Genomic DNA, 16,906 nt, shown 5'->3' with positions numbered 1-16,906 from the left:
CCGTACGGGTGCGCCGTGCCCTCCCGCTGCCCTCCCGACGGCGGCTGGCCGGCGGGGTGCTCGCCCTTGCCATGGTCGCCGGGGTGGTCACCTGGGCGGTCTGGCCGGAGTCGGTGCCGTACACCACCACCGAGCAGACCATCACGGTGCGCTCCGGCCCGGACGGCGACCAGCCGGTCGACCTGGACACCACGTTCTACCTGCCCAAGTCGGTGTCGGCGGCCGGCCCGGTGCCGGCGGTGCTGCTCGCCCACGGCTTCGGTGGCAGCAAACGGACCGTGGCCGCCGACGCCGAGGAACTGGCCGGACTCGGGTACGCGGTGCTGGCCTACACGGCGCGCGGTTTCGGTGCCAGCGGCGGCCAGATCCACCTCAACAGCCGCGACCACGAGGTACGTGACGCGCAACGGTTGCTCGACTGGTTGGCCGGGCGGCCCGAGGTGCGTACCGACGCTGCCGGGGATCCGCAGGTCGGAGTGGTCGGTGGCTCGTACGGCGGCGCACTGGCCCTGTTGCTGGCCGCCCAGGACGACCGGGTCGACGCGATCGTGCCGATGATGACCTGGAACGATCTGGCCCGGTCGTTTCTGCCCGAGGCCACCGGCGCCGGCCCGGCCGACGGGGTGTTCAAGAAGGGCTGGGCCGGGGTCTTCTTCGGCAGCGGTGGTGCCACCGCCGCCGGCCTCGGCGACCCGGCGATCAACGGTGCGCCGCTGCCGGACGGTGCGCCGCCGTCAAACGGCGGGCGGCCTGATCCGGCGACGACACCACCGGGCGTGACCGGCATGTCGCCGGTGGTCGGCCCGGCATGCGGGCGGTTCGCCGCCGATGTCTGCGCCGCGTACCTGCAGATCGCCACCGCCGGCCGGGCCAGCGCGGAGGCGGTGGAACTGTTCGACCGGTCCAGCCCTGACCGGGTGCTGGGCCGGATCACCGCCCCGACGCTGCTGATCCAGGGCAGTGCGGACACCCTCTTCACCCTGGCCGAGGCCGACGCGAACGCACGCGGTATCGCGGCGAACGGCACCCCGGTCCGGGTGGCGTGGTTCACCGGCGGCCACGACGGCGGTGCCGGACCTCAATCCGACCAGGACCGGGTCAAGTTCCTCACCGCCGGATGGCTCGACCATTACGTGGCCGGGGACGGCGGCGCGCCGGGCGGCAGCTTCACCTGGTCGCGGATCGCCGGCTTCGACGCGATGGACCGTGGCCTGGTCGCCACCGGATACCGGATCACCGACTATCCCGGCATCGACGGCACTGCCCCGGACGGCGCCGTCGCCGTCACCGTCACGGGCCCGCCGCAACAGGTCGCCAACCCACCGGGTGGCAACCCGGCGGCCATCTCCTCGCTGCCGTTCGGCGGCGGGCTGACCAGCCTGCTCAGCGGCAGCATCGCCAGCGAACTGCCCGGTCAGCACAGCCGATTCGACTCGGCACCGTTGGCCGAACCGGTCGACGTGGTCGGCGCGCCGACCGTGTCGATCCGGGCGGCGTCCCCCAGCGGCGAGGCGGTGCTGTTCGTGAAGCTCTACGACGTCGATCCGGACGGCACGATGAACCTGCCCAGCGGGCTGGTCGCGCCGGTGCGGCTGACGGACCTGCCGGCCGACATCGCCGACGCGCGACCGGTGCAGGTGACCTTGCCGGCCATCGTGCACCGGTTCGAGACCGGCAACCGGCTGCGGATCGTCGTCGCCACCTCGGACCAGGCGTACGCCACCCCGGTCGAACCGACCGTCTACACGGTGGCGATCGGCACGGGTGCGGTCGGTGTCGGTGCGGTCGGCGGCGGTGACGGCACTCCGGTGACCCTGCCGGAGGTGGCCGGCGAACCGATCGCCACCTCGGCGACGCTGTGGCGGTGGGTGCTCGTCGGTCTGGTCGCCGCGATCGTCGTCGGGCTGATCGTCGTCATCGTCGCCGTGCGGTTACGGCAGCGGCGGGTGGACCACTCGGTGGTCGCCGAGCACGAGCAGACCCCGCTCGTCGTGCGCGACCTGCGCAAAGAGTACGCCGACGGGTTCGTCGCCGTCGAACGGGTCGACTTCACCGTCGAGCGCGGCCAGGTCGTCGGCCTGCTCGGGCCCAACGGTGCCGGCAAGACCACGACCCTGCGCGTGCTGATGGGACTGACCCAGCCGACCGCCGGGGAGATCCTGGTGTTCGGTCACCGGTTGGTGCCCGGCTCGCCGGTGCTGTCCCGGATCGGCTCACTCGTCGAAGGACCCGGCTTCCTGCCGCATCTGTCCGGCATCGACAACCTGCGCGCGTACTGGCGGGCCACCGGCCGCCCGATATCGGACGCCCATTTCGACGAGGCGCTGCGGATCGCGGGTCTGGGAGACTCGGTGCACCGCAGGATCCGCAACTACAGCCACGGCATGCGCCAGCGGCTGGCCATCGCCCAGGCCATGCTCGGTCTACCCGAGCTGCTGGTGCTCGACGAGCCGACCGACGGCCTCGATCCGCCGCAGATCGCCGAGATGCGCCGGGTGCTGAAACGGTACGCCACCGGTGGGCGCGCGGTGCTGGTCTCCAGCCACCTGCTGGCCGAGGTGGAGCAGACCTGCACCCACGCGGTGGTGGTCAACAAGGGCCGGATCGTGGCGGCCGGGCCGGTCGACGACATCGTCGGTGACTCGCCGAGCGTGCAGTTCGACGTCTCCGACGTCGCCGCCGCCGAAGCGGTGTTGGACCGGCTGCCCGGGGTACGTACCGTCACCGCCGAAGGCACAGGTCTGGTCGTCGACGTCGACGGCACCGCACGCAGCGAGGTCGTCGCCGAGTTGGTGCGGGCCGGGGTGGCGGTGGACCGGGTGGTGCCGCGTCGCCGGCTGGAGGACGCCTTCCTCGCCCTGGTGGGCGAGCATTCACGGGGAAGCGGGGACCGCTGATGGCCGGTACGTCATCCGGAGTGGTTACGCCCGAGGCCGACCGTTCGGGTGCCGCGGCCGGCTACCGGGCCCGCGCCACCCTGCCGTTCTGGGCGGAGGTACGCCGGCAGGCGGCCCGCCGGCGCACGCAGTTGACGCTCGGCTTCATGGTGCTGCTGCCGCTGATCGTGCTGGTCGCCTTCGAGTTCGACGACGACCCTGAGGGTGACAACGGCGGCGGTGAGTTCGGCAGCCTGGTCGAGCTGGCCACCTCGGGCGGACTCAACTTCGCCCTGTTCACCATCTTCGTGTCGTCGACGTTCCTGCTGGTGGTGGCGGTGGCGTTGTTCTGCGGCGACACGGTGGCCAGCGAGGCGAGCTGGGGAAGCCTGCGCTATCTGCTGGCCGTGCCGGTGCCCCGGACCCGGCTGCTGGTCGTGAAGCTGCTCGCCGCACTGGCGTACTCGGGGCTGGCGATCGTGCTGCTCGCGGCGACCGCACTGGCCGTCGGCACGCTGCGGTACGGCTGGTCGCCGCTGCGCTCGACGGTGGCCGCCGAGATCCCGGCCGGCGAAGGTGTGCTGCGGCTGCTCGGCATCGTCGGCTACCTGGCGATGGTGCTGCTGATCGTGGCCTCGCTGGCGTTCCTGCTGTCGGTGTCGACGGACGCGGCGCTGGGCGCGGTCGGCGGGGCGGTGCTGCTGTGGATCCTGTCCAGCATCCTCGACCAGATCACCGCGCTCGGGGTGCTGCGCGACTTTCTGCCGACCCACTTCAGCACCGCCTGGCTGGGCCTGCTGTCCACGCCGACGCAGACCGACGACATCGTGCGCGGATGCATCTCGGCGTTGGCCTACGCCACGGTCTTCCTCTGCCTGGCCTTCTGGCGCTTCACCCGCAAGGACGTGACGTCGTAGGTGGCGGTCAGTCGGATTCGGGAGTGACGGTCGGGCGGGGGAGGTCGCCGTACAGTCGGCCTTCAGTCGCCTTGACCGTCGCGACCAGCACGAACGACAGAGTCACCAGCAGCGACCAGGAACCGAACTTGCTGGCGTGGACGAACGTCCAGACGTGCTGCTGGTCCGGGTAGGTCCACGCGCCGAGGAAGGTCGCGGCGTTCTCCGCGACCCACAGGAAGAAGCCGATCAGCACGAAGGCGAGGGCCAGCGGCATCCGCAGCCGGGCGTCGCCGACGGTGAAGAACACCCAGGTACGCCGGAGCGTGATCAGCAGCAGCGCGGCCAGCACCCAGCGTGCGTCGGGCAGGAAGTGGTGGGCGAAGAAGTTGGCGTACACGGCGACGGCCAGCCCGGTGACGGTGAGTGCGCGGTAGCCTGTCACTCTCAGGTCGAATCGACGCCACGCCTGACAGATGTACGAGCCGACGGCGGCGTACATGAACCCGGCGTAGAGCGGCACCCCACCGACCTTGGTCAGCGCGTCCTCCGGGTACGACCAGGAGCCGATTCTGACCTTGAACAGCTCCAGACCGAGCCCGACCAGATGGAATCCGGCGATGACGGCGACCTCCCGGCCGGTCTCCCAGCCGAGCAGCCACATGCCGATGGTCAGCGCCACCATACAGGCCAGCAGCACGTCGTAGCGGGGAACAGGCAGCGGGACGACCGAGGTCAGCGCGAGGCAGGCGAGGACGGCGACCGCGAAGCCGCACGACTGCGCCTCGATCCAGCCGAACCGAAGCAGCATGGCGGCGCGTCGCCGCAGGTCCGCCCGTACCCACACCGCCGTCGTCATGCCAGCCATGGTCGCGTACGCGGTGCCGGCCGCGCTCGCCCCCCACCCGGCCGCCCCGCCCGGCGGCCCGGCCCGGCCGCCCGGCTCACCGGCTCACCGTCCGGCGCGTTCGGCGATCGCCTGCCGGACCTGCCGCACGAGGTGTCCGCTGCGTCGCAGGACGTCGTCGGCGGTGAACCGCAGCACCAACCAGCCGGCGGCGCGCAGCTCGTTGTAGCGGTGCACGTCCTTACGGAACGTGCCCCGGTCCCGGTGGTGGTCACCCTCGTACTCGATGGCGATCCGCCACTGCGGGTACGCCAGGTCGACCCGAGCGACGAACCGTCCTCGCGACACGAGGTTCGCGTGCTCCGGCGCAGCGACGTCCCGGCGATCACGCTGAACCACGCGTACCTCGTGTTGCGGGGTCGGCCGGGGCAATCCGGCGTCGTACAGCAGCAGCCGTAGCCGGCTCTCCATCGGCGACGCGCTCGCCGGTTCGGCGAGCGCGACGATTTCTCGTAACTGCCGTATCCCGCGCCAGCCAGGGTGCGTGTCCACGTACGCCGTGATGTCGTCACGCCTCAACAGCCGGCGATGTAGCAGCATGTCGACGGCGCCGAGCGCCTCGGCGTGCGGCAGCGACCGGCCCAGGTCGAAGGCGGTCCGGACCTCGGTGGTCAGCGGCAGCCCGGTCAACGAGGTCCGGTCGTCTTCGTCGAGCACACCGCGGGCGTACGCGATCCGGGGGTGCGCTCTGGGTCGGGCGCCGAGAGGGACCGTGACCTGTACCCGCGCATGCGCACGGTTGTTTCTGGGCAGCAGATCGACTCCCCACAGGTACGCGGCGCTGACGCCGTGAATCGCCGCGCCCGGTGGCAGCCGCACCGCCACTGCGGCACACCACATCCGATGGTCGGCGGGATCGACGGCGGCGGCGTGCACGTAGACGTCGGGCAGCAGCCGGCGCCAGGTGGGGCCGCTGAGCATCCGCCAGGTGAGCAGACCAGCGGCAACCGCCCGGCTGCCGGAGAACGGAGCGAAGCTCAACTCGGGTGGCACCGTGGCCGGGCGGGACATCGGCCCAGCGTGCCCGCCCGGCGTCGCCGTGCACTGCCCCGTACGCCCGTTGCGTCGCCGATCCGACTGTTCATCCGGCCCGCCGGGTACCCGAGTGGAGCGCGCTCGACGTCAAATTTGAAGAATGACGTCAACAGCGCTCCACTCGGCGTGGATCTGGCTACCGCCGGTTCGGTGAATGGCGGGTGGCCGGTATCAGATAGCGTCGGGACGACTGGTGAAAGTCCGATGGGGAGGATTCCCGAGTGAGCACGGTCGAAGAGGTCAAGGCGGGGGTTGCCCGGTTCGGCGACCAGGTGGGCCGGCAGGTGGGGGCGATCCGGGCGAGCGCGGACGCGTTGAGCGCGAGCGGTGCCGCGTTGCGGGGGATCACCAGCGGGTCGAGTCATGCGCAGGTGGCCGAGACGCTGGCAAAGCTGGAGCAGGCGAAACAGAAGTTGGCTGAGGCAGCTGCGCTCGCTCAGAGTGCGGTCGAGTCCAGTCGTGGGTACGCGGGCAGCGTCTGACCAGCACACGCCCCAAAGCCCGATCGTCCGGTCACCGCCGTGCCGGCCTAGGCTGGTCGCATGGCTGCTGACCCTGAGCCGTCCGAGCCGGTCCACGCCGTGCTGCGCGACTCGCTCGACGATCTGCTCACGATCGCGGTGGCGGCCACGGGCCGCGGTGCCGAGCTGATGCGTACCCGCGATCCCGGCCACCTGGCCGGCAAGGGCGACCGGGACCTGCGGGCGTTCCTCGCCGAGGAGACGGTGCTGGATCCGATCGACGGCACGGTGAACTTCGCGCACACCGTACCGCTGTGCGGGGTGTCCCTGGGTCTGGTCAGTGACCAGCGCCCGGTGCTCGGCGTGGTCGAGCTGCCCTTCCTGTCCAGCCGATACAGCGCGACCGTCGGCGGCGGCGCGTGGTGCGACGGCCGCCCCATCCGGATCCGGGGTGCGGCGCAGTTGTCCGACGCGCTGGTCAACCTGGGCGACTACGCGGTCGGCGCGGACGCCGAGCGAAGCAACGCCGCCCGGTTCGCCCTCGCCGAGGGCATCGCGCGTACCACGTTGAGAGTTCGGATGCTCGGCTCGGCCGCGGTCGACCTGGTCTGGGTGGCCGAGGGCCGGGCCGACGTGGCGATCGCGCTGTCGAACAAGCCGTGGGACACGGCTGCGGGCACGCTCATCGCCCGAGAGGCGGGTGCCGCTGTCGTCGACGTCGACGGCTCGCCGCAGATCCTCGACAAGGTGCTCGCGATCGTCGACACGGCGCTACGCACGGCAGCCCTGCGCACCGCAGCCTGAGGTCGGGCGGCAGCAGGGGGTGCGGGTTTGCTCACACCCTGGGATCGGCGGATGCTCGCCCGGCCGCCCGCCCGTACACTGGCCGGAAACAACTACATAACTCATCCAGAGGAGCAGAGGGACACGGCCCGACGAAGCTCCGGCAACCACCCCGCATGACCCGATGCAGAGGCCACGCGCGGCAGGTGCCAATTCCGTCCCCACCGCACCGCGCGGCGCAGGGAAAGATGAGAGGACGGCCTCATATGACGTCGCTGATCGACGCAACCACCAGCACGACGCACGCCGCCGGCGCTGCTGCCCAGGGCGGCGGCTCCGGCCCGGCCAGTCCGGCACGCGCCCTGATCTGCCGCGGCTGCGGTGCCGACTACCCGCTCGCCGCACAGCATGCCTGTTTCGAGTGTTTCGGGCCGCTGGAGGTCGCGTACGACCCGGCGGCCATCGCCCGCGTCACCCGGGCCGACATCGAAGCCGGCCCGGCCAACATCTGGCGGTACGCGCCGCTGCTGCCCGCCGGTCAGGACCCGGCCACCCGGGTCAGCCTGGATCCGGGGCTCACCCCGCTTGTCTGCGCCGACGCGCTGGCGCAGGAGGTGGGCCTGCGGGCGCCGCTGTGGGTGAAGGACGACAGCGCCAACCCCACCCATTCGTTCAAGGACCGGGTCGTCTCGGTCGCCCTCACCGCCGCCCGTACGCTCGGATTCTCCCGCTTCGCCTGTGCCTCGACGGGCAACCTGGCCAACTCGGTCGCGGCGCACGCCGCGCGAGCCGGCGTACCGTCGATCGTCTTCATCCCCGGTGACCTGGAGCCCGGCAAGATCGTGACGACCGCCGTGTACGGCGGCGAGTTGGTCGCGATCGACGGTTCGTACGACGACGTGAACCGGCTGTGCAGCGAGTTGACCGAGACCGACGAGTTCGAGGACACCGCGTTCGTCAACGTCAACGTGCGGCCCTACTACGCCGAGGGATCCAAGACGCTCGGCTACGAGGTGGCCGAGCAGCTGGGTTGGCGAATTCCCGAGCAGGTGGTCATCCCGATGGCCAGCGGTGAGCTGCTGACCAAGGTGGACAAGGCGTTCACCGAACTGGTGGAGATCGGCCTGGTCGAGGCACCGGCGAACGGCTGGCGGGTGTTCGGCGCGCAGTCGGCCGGGTGCAATCCGATCGCCACCGCACTGCACGCCGGCACCGACACCATCGTCCCGGTCAAGCCGACCGGGATCGCCAAGTCGCTGAACATCGGCGACCCGGCCGCCGGGCTGTACGCCATCGAGGCGGTCCGCCGGACCGGCGGCTGGATGGACTACGCCGACGACGACGAGATCAGGGCCGGGATCCGGCTGCTCGCCCGGACCACCGGCGTCTTCGCCGAGACGGCCGGCGGAGTGACGGTCGCCGTACTCAAGAAGTTGGTCGACAGTGGGCGGCTCGACCCGGCCGCCGAGACGGTCGTCTACAACACGGGTGAGGGTTTGAAGACGATCGACGCCGTTGCCGGCCAGGTCGGACCGACGCACCGTGTCAAGCCGTCGTTGCGTTCGGTTCGCGAAGCCGGTCTGCTTGGCTGACCTTCCTACCAGCGTTACATCATCTGAACCGGTCGACACGCATCCACCGGTCAGCCGATGCGTTGTGTGCGTTCCGTAGTCGCACTTTTGCCATAGGTTGAGAAAACACACCTGCAGGGTCTTGACGACTGCACTTGCACAGCGCAGGATGCTCCGTGCGGGAGGGCGACTCGCCGTAAGGGCCCCGACAGAGCTTGGCAACGATCTCACTTTGGGTCCCAACGACCAGCGGCGCCGGAGGCGTCGTGCGAGCGCCCCTCCCGACCAAGACGGCGGTCCTGATCGACGTCGCCGATAAATCGGTCGCGCGGGCGGCCTGACCCCGTCACCCTCGACGGCATGGACCTCACCATCACCCCGCTGGATCCGGGCGATCCGAGCGCATTCGAGCAGGCGTTCCAGATCAGGCAGGCGGCGACCTTCGCCCCGGACATGCCACCGGCGTCCCGGCCGTGGTTCGGGGCGCTGCTGCGGCATCCTCGGCGCAGCGTACGGCACGAGGCCGCGTTGGCCAGTGTGGACGGCGTACCCATGGGACTGGCCACCATCGAGTTTCCGCTGCTCGACAACCTGGACAACGTCGGGGTGGACATCCAGATCCGGCCGGAACACCGACGTCGCGGCGTCGGTCGGGCGCTGTACGCGTACACGGTCGACCGAGCCCGCGCGCAAGGCCGGACCCGGCTGATGGGCCATTCGTGCGACACCCTGCCCGGCGGGGTGGTCCGCGACCCGTCGCCCACCGCCTTCGCACACGCGATGGGCGCCAAGTCGGCCCTGGTCGACGTGCGCCGGCGGCTCGACATCGACACCGTGGACCAGCCTGCGCTCGACGCGATGCTCGCCGACGGCTGGCGGCGTGCGCCCGGCTACGAACTGGTCACCTGGGTCGGGGTCTGTCCGGTCGGATACCGCGACGACCTCGCCTACCTCGACGGGCGGATGGTCACCGACTCGCCAATGGGCGACCTGGAGTGGGAGCCGGAGCAGGTCGACGCCGAGCGGATCCACGAGGTCGATCTGGCCCGGGAGGCGGCGGACACCCGCAGCTACCACGCGGCGACCCGGCATCTGGCCAGCGGGCGGATCGTGGCCTGGACCACCATCACGCTGCAGGCCGAGCCGGGCTGGCACGCGTACCAGCAGATCACCATCGTCGATCCGGACCATCGTGGCCACCGACTGGGGACGATCGTCAAGATCGAGAACCTGCGGCGGGCGCTGCGGCACGAACCGGCGCTGCGGGTCATCGACACCTGGAACGCCGACAGCAACCAGCACATGATCGCGATCAACGAGGCGATCGGGTACCGGGCGGTCGACTGCTGGCAGAACTGGCAGCAGTCGCTCTAGCCGCCCGGCCCGGTCGGTCCGGCATGATGGGCGGCATGACGGAGACCCCGCACCCGCTGTACGCCACCCACGCCGACACCCTGGCCCGGGCGCTGACCGCGATCACCGAACGGGACTACTGGTCCGCGTACCCCGAATCACCCAGCCCTCGGGTGTACGGCGAACACGCCGCCGCCGACGGCCAGGCCGCCTTCCAGGCCTACCTCGGCCAGGACTTCCCCTTGGGCCAGGTCGCCACCGGTGGCGACCCGATCGCCACTGAACGTAGCCCGTTCGGTGTCGATCTGGGCGTACGGTATCCACGCGCCGCCGCCGATCCGCTGATCGCCGCCGCACAGGCGGCGATGCCCGCTTGGCGCGACGCCGGTGCCGAGACCCGCGCCGGAGTCTGCCTGGAGATCCTGGCCCGGCTGCACGCGCACAGCTTCGAGCTCGCCAACGCGGTGCAGTTCACCACCGGCCAGGCGTTCGTGATGGCGTTCCAGGCCGGTGCCACACACGCGCTGGACCGGGCGCTGGAGGCGATCGCCTACGCGTACGCCGAGATGACCCGCCACCCGCACACCGCGACCTGGGAGAAGGCCGCCGGACGCGGCGAACCGCTGCGGATGACCAAGACGTTCCACGTCGTACCGCGCGGCGTCGCCCTGGTCATCGGCTGCAACACCTTCCCGACCTGGAACTCCTACCCGGGACTGTTCGCCTCGCTGGTCACCGGCAATCCGGTGCTGGTCAAGCCGCACCCCGGCGCGGTGCTGCCGCTGGCGATCACCGTCCGCTACGCCCGGCAGGTGCTGGCCGAGGCCGGCTTCGACGCCAACCTGGTGCAGCTCGCCGCCGAGGCACCGCAAGACCGACTGGCCACCGTCCTGGCCGAGCGGCCCGAGGTGCGGATCATCGACTTCACCGGGTCGACCGAGTACGGCGACTGGCTGGAGGCGAACGCCCGGCAGGCGAGCGTCTACACCGAGAAGGCCGGGGTCAACACGGTCATCGTGGACTCCACCGACGACTTCGCCGGTATGTGCCGCAACCTGGCGTTCTCCCTCGCCCTCTACAGCGGCCAGATGTGCACGACACCGCAGAACCTGCTGGTACCGGCCGGCGGCATCGACACCGACCAGGGCCACAAGAGCCTCGACGAGGTCGCCGACGGGATCGGTGCCGCGCTCGGCAAGATGACCGGCGACCCGGCCCGGGCGGTCGAGGTGACCGGGGCGATCGTCAACGACGGCGTGCTGTCCCGGCTCGCCGAAGCGGCCAAGCTGGGCGAGCCGGTGCTCGAATCGCGGGAACTGACCCACCCGGCGTACCCGGACGCGACGGTCCGTACCCCGCTGCTGGTCAAGCTGGACTCGGCCGCCGACGACGTCTACGGCCGGGAGTGGTTCGGCCCGATCACGTTCGTGGTCGTCACCGCGTCGACGGCACAGAGCGTGGAGATCTTCCGGCGTACGGTCGGTGGCTGTGGCGCCCTCACCGCCGGCGTCTACAGCACCGACGAGCAGGTGCTGGCCGATGTCGAGGCGGCGGCGCTGGACGTCGGAGTGCACCTGTCGGCGAACCTGACCGGCGGTGTGTTCGTCAACCAGTCGGCGGCCTTCTCCGACTTCCACGCCAGCGGTGCCAACCCGGCCGCCAACGCGGCACTGACCGACGGCGCGTACGTCGCCGGACGGTTCCGGATCGTCCAGTCCCGCCGGCACGTCTGACCGGGTCCGCCGGTTGGCGGCGCCGCGTTCAGCGGGACAGCGAGCGGACCGCGTCCGCGACCGCCCGGGTGCCACCTCGACCGGCCGGCGATCGGGGCGGCCGGTCAGGCCGCGCGGCGCATCTGCAACTCGGTGAGCGTGGGCACGCTGGGGTGCGGCAGCCGTGCCCCGGTGTCGACGAAGCCGAGCCGGGAGTACGCCCGCACCGCACGGTCGTTGCCGACAACCACCTCCAGCAGCAGCCTGGGCCGGTTGACCGATCGTGACCAGGCGCCGACCGCGTCGATCAGGGCCGGGAGCAGGCCCTGGCCGCGCCACGGTGGGCTGATGTAGATGGCGAACAGCACCGTCGTGGCCGGATCGTCACGTGCCTCGTGTCCGCCGGCATGTGCCACCAGCCGTCCTCCGGGTTCCTCGGCGACGAACTGCGCCAGGTACCGGCCGGTGGCGGCCTGCGCGACCCGCCGGGCGTACTCGTCGTGCGGTCGGGCCGCGGCATCGGCGAGCCGCTCGATGAACGCCAGCGGCGAGTCCGCGAGCATCTCCAGTCGCAGCGCCCGCATCCGGGCGGCGTCGGCCAACTGGACCCGCCGGACGACCGTGGTCCCGCCGCTGAGCTGAGTCATAGCGGAATGCCTACCCGTTCTCGTCGGCGGTCGGCAAACCCGGTCGTCGGCCGACGAGGGTCAGACCACCAGGAGCAGTGCCGCGCCGATCTGTCGGCAGAATCCGGCTCCGTACGCCAGACCGCGCTCGCCGGGGTAGCGGGCCAGTGCCGCGATCACCCACGTCTCGCCGATGGCCAGGCAACTGATGTGCCAGAGCCCGTCCTCGTCGCGCAACAGCCAGCCGTTCTTGATCGCGATGGTCGCCGCGTACTCGGGGGTGAGCGCGGCCCGTGGGCCGAAGTCGCCTTCACCACGGACCGCCCGCATCTCACCGAGCAACCACGGCGTCCAGCGTGGGCCGGCGGCGTGGCCGTTGGCGAGGCAGTCGCCCAGCCGGGTCAAATCGCGGGCGGACACCACGGTGTTGCTCCACCGGTTCATCTCCGGTGCCGAGTCGGTCAACCCGCAGATGTCCACCATCCGCTCGATCGACGCGCGCCGGCCGACCCGGGCGTATGTCGCGTCGGCGGCCGGATTGTCACTGTCCCGGATCATCGCGGACAGTTGCGCCAGCTGCGGTGCGCGCGGCAGGTGGCCCTGCTCGTCGGAGCGGCGCAGGTCGTCCGCGGCCAACCAGGCTTTCACCAGTGACATGGTGTCGCTGGGCGCGGCGAGGTTGGCGGACCCGCGCAGCAGGCCGGTACGCCGGTTGAGTGCCGCCCAGGAGAAGAAGCCGTCGGCCGGTGTGGGCACCTGCCCGTCGCGCAGCAGGACGTAGCGTTGGTCGACACCCGCAGCGGTCCAGCCGGGCTCGCGAGCCGGTGGCGGCCCGACATCGCCGGGCAGCCCGCCGGCGAACGCCGCGAGCACCACGAGCAGCCCGAGGCCGGCGGCGACCGGGTGCCGCTGGTGGGAACCACGGACCCGGCAGTCGGGGCGGACGTCGGCGGGGCGGACGTCGGCGGGGCGGACGGCGCGGCGGCCGGGGGCCCGATGGCGTCCGGTCTTCACGTTCTGCGGTGTACGGGACACACGTGGTCAACGAAGTGTGGTGTTCCGGAGACTTGACTGGGATTAAATGTCCTATTTTGGGATAGTGCGGCGCCGTCATGCCTCGTGTAGCGTGCGATTTCGGCTGCTGTGTTCGGACGTCCGTCAGGCTTGTCCGATCGGCGGCTCAGTCAGGCGAACGCGCCTGGCTGAGGGCCGGCAGAGGCCCGGCACGACAGAAGTGAGGAAGTGCACCGTGGCGCAGGGCACCGTGAAGTGGTTCAACAGCGAAAAAGGCTACGGTTTCATCGCGGTCGACGGAGGTCAGGACGTCTTCGTCCACTTCTCGGCGATCGAGATGGACGGCTACAAGGCGCTCGATGACGGACAGCGCGTCGAGTTCGAGATTGCCCAGGGACAGAAGGGCCCTCAGGCGGAGAGGGTCCGGCTCATCGCCTAGCCGCCGGTAGTCGATCCGGCCGCCGACCGGACGGCACCAGGTACGTACCACCAAGGCGTCGGTCTCCATCACGGAGCCGGCGCCTTTCGTCGTTGCGGCGGCGGTCGGCCGCCCGATCGGCACCGGCGTCGAGGCATCCCGCCGGATCACATCGGTGGCAAGCTTCTGTTCGCTTGCACTCGGCAGGGGAGAGTGCTAAACAAGGATTGGCACTCGCCAAGCGGGAGTGCCAAAGGTCGGGGCGGTGGGGCCATCACCGCGGTCCCCTCGGGGACGCTGCGGGCATGGCCGGTCGTCGCGGGCTATCCGGCCCGGCCGGCGGACGTCACTGTCGCCAGGTAGTGACGTCCGAAGGTGCGTAAAGCAGGCGGCATGGCGGGGCCGACCGGCTCCGGTGTCGCGAGCGTCCAGGAGGACAACGCCGTATGGCCAAGATGATCGCGTTCGACGAAGAGGCGCGCCGCGGTCTCGAGCGGGGCATGAACACCCTCGCCGACGCCGTCAAGGTGACGCTCGGCCCCAAGGGCCGCAACGTCGTGCTCGAAAAGAAGTGGGGCGCTCCCACCATCACCAACGATGGTGTGAGCATCGCCAAGGAGATCGAGCTCGAAGACCCGTACGAGAAGATCGGCGCCGAGCTGGTCAAGGAGGTCGCCAAGAAGACCGACGACGTCGCCGGTGACGGCACGACGACGGCGACCGTCCTGGCCCAGGCACTGGTCCGTGAAGGCCTGCGCAACGTGGCGGCCGGCGCGAACCCGATGGCCCTCAAGCGGGGCATCGAGGCCGCCGTGGCCAACGTCGCGGAGGAGTTGAGCAAGCTCTCCAAGGACGTGGAGACCAAGGAGCAGATCGCGTCCACCGCGTCGATCTCCGCCGGTGACGCCAGCGTCGGCGAGATCATCGCCGAGGCGATGGACAAGGTCGGCAAGGAAGGCGTCATCACCGTCGAGGAGAGCAACACCTTCGGCCTGGAGCTGGAGCTCACCGAGGGTATGCGCTTCGACAAGGGCTACATCTCGCCCTACTTCTGGACCGACCCCGAGCGGATGGAGGCCGTCCTCGACGACCCCTACATCCTGATCGTCAACAGCAAGATCTCGTCGGTCAAGGACCTGCTCCCGATCCTCGAAAAGATCATGCAGTCGGGCAAGCCGCTGCTGATCATCGCCGAGGACGTCGAGGGCGAGGCGCTGGCCACCCTGATCGTCAACAAGGTGCGCGGCACCTTCAAGTCGGTCGCGGTGAAGGCTCCCGGCTTCGGCGACCGCCGCAAGGCGATGCTGACCGACATCTCGATCCTCACCGGCGGCCAGGTCGTCAGCGAGGAACTCGGCCTCAAGCTCGACGCGGTGACCCTCGACATGCTGGGCCGTGCCCGCAAGATCCAGGTGACCAAGGACGAGACCACGATCGTCGACGGTGCCGGTGACGCCGAGCAGATCCAGGGCCGGGTCAACCAGATCCGCGCCGAGATCGAGAAGAGCGACTCCGACTACGACCGCGAGAAGCTGCAGGAGCGGCTGGCCAAGCTGGCCGGCGGCGTCGCGGTGATCAAGGTCGGCGCGGCCACCGAGGTGGAGCTCAAGGAGCGCAAGCACCGCATCGAGGACGCGGTGCGCAACGCCAAGGCCGCCGTCGAGGAGGGCATCGTCCCCGGTGGTGGTGTCGCCCTGGTACAGGCCGGCAAGACCGCCTTCGACAAGCTCGACCTGGCCGGCGACGAGGCGACCGGTGCCCAGATCGTCAAGCTGGCGCTGGACGCCCCGCTGCGGCAGATCGCCGTCAACGCCGGCCTTGAGGGCGGCGTCGTGGTGGAGAAGGTCCGCAGCCTCAGCCCGGGCCACGGCCTGAACGCCGCCAACGGCGAGTACGTCGACCTGCTGGAGGCCGGCATCATCGACCCGGCCAAGGTGACCCGGTCGGCGCTGCAGAATGCCTCGTCGATCGCGGCGCTGTTCCTGACCACCGAGGCCGTGGTGGCGGACAAGCCGGAGAAGACCCCGGCCCCGGCGGGTGCGCCGGGCGGCGGCGAGATGGACTTCTGAGTCCACCTCTCACCGGCGACGGGCTGCCCGGCAGTTCGTCCGGAGGTAGTACGTGCAAGGACCGCAGGGGCGGTCACCGGGGACACCGGTGACCGCCCCTGCGGTCGCTCCCCGCGCGGCTCAGAACTGCTTGCGGTAGTAGTACGTGCAAGGACCGCAGGGGCGGTCACCGGGGACACCGGTGACCGCCCCTGCGGTCGCTCCCCGCGCGGCTCAGAACTGCTTGCGGTAGAGGAAGAAGACGCGTTCGATGCGGGCGGCGGCGGCCGAGGCGTAGAACGGCACCGGGCCGACCCAGCCGATCTCGACCCGCTGGTGACCCGCTGCCCGCAGATCACGCAGGCAGCGACGGAGCAGGGTGGCGCCGATCCCGAGCCCCTGCGCGGTCGGCGCGGTGCCCATCGGGCCGAACCAACTCGGCCGCGACGACCCGTACGCGGCGAACCCGAGCACCTCGCCGTCGCGCTCGCGTACGGCCAGGTGACAGCCGGCCTGTTCACGGCCGATCGCCTGGGCCGCCTCCGCCGCCCAGGCGTCACCGAAGGTCGACCGGGCGAAGCTCACCAGCGCCGACGCGTCCGGCGTCGCGGCTCGCCGTACCGTCACGCCGGCGGTGGCCAGCCGTCGCTCCGCCGACGCGGTGTCGCGCAACGCGGGGGAGCTGGCCGACGTCAGGTCGGCCGTCATGTTCCAGGCGGTGCGGTCCTGCTGGTAGCCGAGCGCCATGGCCAGGCAGATCGCCGGCGTATAACGCACGTCGATCCCCGGCCACGCGTAGTACGGCGGGTTGCCGGCCAGCAGCACCTCGGTGACGCCGCGCGCGGCCAGCGTGCTCTCCGCCCGGCCGAGCAGCGCCCGGCCCAGGCCCTGGCGCCGGAAATCCGGGTGTACGGCGATCAGGTCGACATGCCCGACGGCCGGATCCCGGTGGCCCAGGGAGCCGAGCACCACCCCACGTACCGCTCCGGCGACCAGGGCGACGAGGCCGATGCCGCGGCGCGGCCCGACCACGGTGTCGACGTCGGCGGGTACGGTCGTCACCGGGTGCAACCGGGTGACGATCGGCTCCGCCTCGGCCGCGTCCTCGGGCAGATCCAGCGCGTCGCGGCAGAGCGCGACGACCTCCGGCCAGTGCCGCTGGGACAACTCTTCGACGCCGAACTCGACACGGGGTTCGCGGTCCAC

At 70.9% G+C, this 16,906-nt stretch carries 13 protein-coding genes, 2 pseudogenes and 1 riboswitch; of the genes and pseudogenes, 10 read left to right on the top strand and 5 right to left on the bottom strand.

Going from position 1 to position 16,906, the window contains the following annotated elements; all coding sequences use genetic code 11:
- Positions 1-140: 140 nt before the first annotated feature.
- From ACN27F_RS14715 to ACN27F_RS14705, 3 genes and pseudogenes are all read left to right on the top strand, one after another.
- Positions 141-1,917, top strand: a pseudogene (locus tag ACN27F_RS14715) (alpha/beta fold hydrolase); the annotation flags it as partial.
- A gap of 65 nt (positions 1,918-1,982) precedes the next feature.
- Positions 1,983-2,897 (top strand): annotated as a pseudogene (locus tag ACN27F_RS14710) (ABC transporter ATP-binding protein); the annotation flags it as partial.
- Positions 2,897-3,793: an ABC transporter permease gene (locus ACN27F_RS14705; protein ID WP_421434021.1), complete on the top strand. Its 897-nt coding sequence runs from the start codon at positions 2,897-2,899 to the stop codon at positions 3,791-3,793. The pseudogene ACN27F_RS14710 and the gene ACN27F_RS14705, both read left to right, overlap by 1 nt.
- A 7-nt stretch (positions 3,794-3,800) precedes the next feature.
- Here ACN27F_RS14705 and ACN27F_RS14700 read toward each other — a convergent pair whose 3' ends face one another.
- Both ACN27F_RS14700 and ACN27F_RS14695 read right to left on the bottom strand, forming a co-directional pair.
- Positions 3,801-4,631, bottom strand: coding sequence for a DUF817 domain-containing protein (locus tag ACN27F_RS14700; RefSeq protein WP_421434019.1), 831 nt, complete (start codon positions 4,629-4,631; stop codon positions 3,801-3,803).
- 93 nt (positions 4,632-4,724) lie between these two features.
- Positions 4,725-5,690, bottom strand: a complete 966-nt coding sequence (locus ACN27F_RS14695; RefSeq protein WP_421434017.1) for an endonuclease domain-containing protein — start codon at positions 5,688-5,690, stop codon at positions 4,725-4,727.
- A gap of 245 nt (positions 5,691-5,935) precedes the next feature.
- On the opposite strand from ACN27F_RS14695, the gene ACN27F_RS14690 reads away from it, so the two are divergent.
- From ACN27F_RS14690 to paaN, 5 genes are all read left to right on the top strand, one after another.
- On the top strand, positions 5,936-6,196 hold the full coding sequence (locus tag ACN27F_RS14690; RefSeq protein ID WP_421434015.1) for a hypothetical protein: 261 nt from the start codon (positions 5,936-5,938) through the stop codon (positions 6,194-6,196).
- Between the two features lie 60 nt (positions 6,197-6,256).
- Positions 6,257-6,979 (top strand): inositol monophosphatase family protein, encoded by a 723-nt coding sequence (locus tag ACN27F_RS14685; protein WP_421434014.1) that lies wholly within the window; start codon positions 6,257-6,259, stop codon positions 6,977-6,979.
- 98 nt (positions 6,980-7,077) lie between these two features.
- Positions 7,078-7,213, top strand: a riboswitch (SAM riboswitch).
- An 11-nt stretch (positions 7,214-7,224) separates the two neighbouring features.
- Positions 7,225-8,550 carry a threonine synthase gene (thrC, locus tag ACN27F_RS14680; RefSeq protein WP_421434013.1) on the top strand — a complete coding sequence of 442 codons (1,326 nt, stop codon included), beginning with the start codon at positions 7,225-7,227 and terminating at the stop codon, positions 8,548-8,550.
- 339 nt (positions 8,551-8,889) lie between these two features.
- On the top strand, positions 8,890-9,903 hold the full coding sequence (locus ACN27F_RS14675; protein WP_421434012.1) for a GNAT family N-acetyltransferase: 1,014 nt from the start codon (positions 8,890-8,892) through the stop codon (positions 9,901-9,903).
- A 35-nt stretch (positions 9,904-9,938) separates the two neighbouring features.
- Positions 9,939-11,615 carry a phenylacetic acid degradation protein PaaN gene (gene paaN, locus ACN27F_RS14670; protein ID WP_421434010.1) on the top strand — a complete coding sequence of 559 codons (1,677 nt, stop codon included), beginning with the start codon at positions 9,939-9,941 and terminating at the stop codon, positions 11,613-11,615.
- Positions 11,616-11,719: 104 nt separating this feature from the next.
- On the opposite strand, the gene ACN27F_RS14665 is transcribed toward paaN, so the two are convergent.
- A complete protein-coding gene (locus ACN27F_RS14665) occupies positions 11,720-12,241 on the bottom strand; it encodes a GNAT family N-acetyltransferase (protein WP_421434008.1) in 522 nt (173 codons plus the stop codon).
- Positions 12,242-12,301: 60 nt separating this feature from the next.
- Complete coding sequence (locus tag ACN27F_RS14660) at positions 12,302-13,234, bottom strand: serine hydrolase (protein ID WP_421434007.1); 933 nt, start codon at positions 13,232-13,234, stop codon at positions 12,302-12,304.
- A gap of 235 nt (positions 13,235-13,469) precedes the next feature.
- Between ACN27F_RS14660 and ACN27F_RS14655 the strand changes: the two genes are divergently transcribed.
- Both ACN27F_RS14655 and groL read left to right on the top strand, forming a co-directional pair.
- Entirely contained in the window at positions 13,470-13,673 is a 204-nt protein-coding gene (locus ACN27F_RS14655; protein ID WP_132264918.1) for a cold-shock protein, read from the top strand.
- A 425-nt stretch (positions 13,674-14,098) separates the two neighbouring features.
- Positions 14,099-15,721, top strand: a complete 1,623-nt coding sequence (gene groL, locus ACN27F_RS14650) for a chaperonin GroEL (protein ID WP_421434006.1) — start codon at positions 14,099-14,101, stop codon at positions 15,719-15,721.
- 213 nt (positions 15,722-15,934) lie between these two features.
- Here the strand turns inward: groL and ACN27F_RS14645 are convergent, their stop codons facing one another.
- The gene (locus tag ACN27F_RS14645) at positions 15,935-16,906 is read right to left on the bottom strand and encodes a GNAT family N-acetyltransferase (protein WP_421434005.1); all 972 of its coding nucleotides are present in this window, start codon (positions 16,904-16,906) and stop codon (positions 15,935-15,937) included.

The sequence above is a fragment of the Solwaraspora sp. WMMB335 genome (genome assembly GCF_049179075.1).
In the GTDB taxonomy this organism is placed as follows: domain Bacteria; phylum Actinomycetota; class Actinomycetes; order Mycobacteriales; family Micromonosporaceae; genus Micromonospora_E.
The sequence above is the reverse complement of the archived record's forward strand: the minus strand, read 5'-3'. Positions and strand labels throughout refer to the sequence as shown.